Genomic DNA, 1,381 nt, shown 5'->3' on the forward strand with positions numbered 1-1,381 from the left:
CCTTCTGGCGGCGTAGGCCACGCAATATCCGGCGCAGTGCTGATATCGACACGGTTAAGCAGCACGCGGTATTTCTTCCACGCGATAAACTGCGCCCTTTCTGCCTCCGTGGTCATATCGAGGTCTACAGCATCCTGTAGCGGCTGAATACGCGCATTCGCAACGGTCAGCCGTGAGGCAAATTCCCGCTTTGCCGCCTGCTGCACAGCCTGGGCTTCTGCTGTGTGTTGGGCCGCTTTGTCTGTTACCCATTTATTGCCGTTCCAGATATCAAATTCCGTTGCCGGAGCCAGTAGCGTTACCTCTTCGGCTAGCTCACCCATCGCCTCGACAGTCGATGCTTCCCGTGTCCCGGTGTTGTAAACGGTTTTACCGCGATAATCGGGTACATGCTCCCAGTACAACCCATCGAGGCTGCGCCGTAATGCCTGACCCGCAGGCGGCAACACCGGTTTATCGGGGTAACTGTGCGCAGGTAAACCTACGTCCACCATCAGATACTCATCGTTGGCATTCAGGTATTCCCGTGTGTCCGGATGCACACGATAGACAGTTATCCATCCTGCATTTTTACTGAGGCCGTTTTCGCCTAATTCGGCGGCTTCAATATCAGTTGGATAGTTGCTCATTATGCTGCTCTCACGATGTAGTTAAAGGCGATGTTGCGCGGTCTGTTTTCGTTTGCGGTGGGGACGACCCGCTTAGTATCAAAAGACATGACACTTCCCCAATCGTCACCTTGTCCACTGGCAATGTTCACATTATGGTTGCTGTCTCTTCTGAATGCCCCTTCACCATCAACTATAGGGGGTTGCGTCCCACCGTGTCTGGCATACCCAATGCGTCCGGTAATGTTTCTGATAGCATCTCCCTGTTCAGACAACAACGAACGCCCAGTATCAACTTTCCGCCCACCATCCCAACCGCGAATAAATTCGCCGCGCAGGTCGGGCAGCTTGCCGGTGGGGTAGAGAGAGGCTAAAACCGGATAGGTTGTTTTGTTAAATGCTTGCCCGTTGCATTTCAACCACCCAGAAGGGGGAACTTCGCCCGGGAACGGCAGCGGAATACCAGCCAGTTCATTGACGGTGAATACCTGCGCCCATGAAGACCAGGACGCGCCAGTAACATCCCGACGACTGCGAATATAAACCGGGGCATGAGCACCACTGATACCGCTCCAGCCAATCAGCAATTCCCCTTCCCCGCCAGTCGATGCGCCTTTGAGATGGATGACATTACCGTAAGGGGTCGGATACCCATTGTTGTAGGCATCATACAGCTGGATACCGGCCGTACCCTGATTGTGACCACTTAATGCCGGAACCCGGCCTCGGGATACCAGCGTATTGACACCAATGTCTGCCGAACCATCAAAGGG

General features: G+C 54.2%; 2 protein-coding genes. Both read right to left on the minus strand.

Going from position 1 to position 1,381, the window contains the following annotated elements:
* On the minus strand, positions 1-629 hold a 629-nt coding region (locus ACTBDZ_RS17845), incomplete at its 3' end, for a tail fiber assembly protein (protein WP_438816273.1).
* Positions 629-1,381: phage tail protein (locus ACTBDZ_RS17850; RefSeq protein ID WP_438816274.1), on the minus strand; the 753-nt coding region annotated here is incomplete at its 5' end. The genes ACTBDZ_RS17845 and ACTBDZ_RS17850, both read right to left, overlap by 1 nt.

The sequence above is a fragment of the Symbiopectobacterium sp. genome (genome assembly GCF_051710365.1).
Taxonomy (GTDB): Bacteria; Pseudomonadota; Gammaproteobacteria; order Enterobacterales; family Enterobacteriaceae; genus Symbiopectobacterium.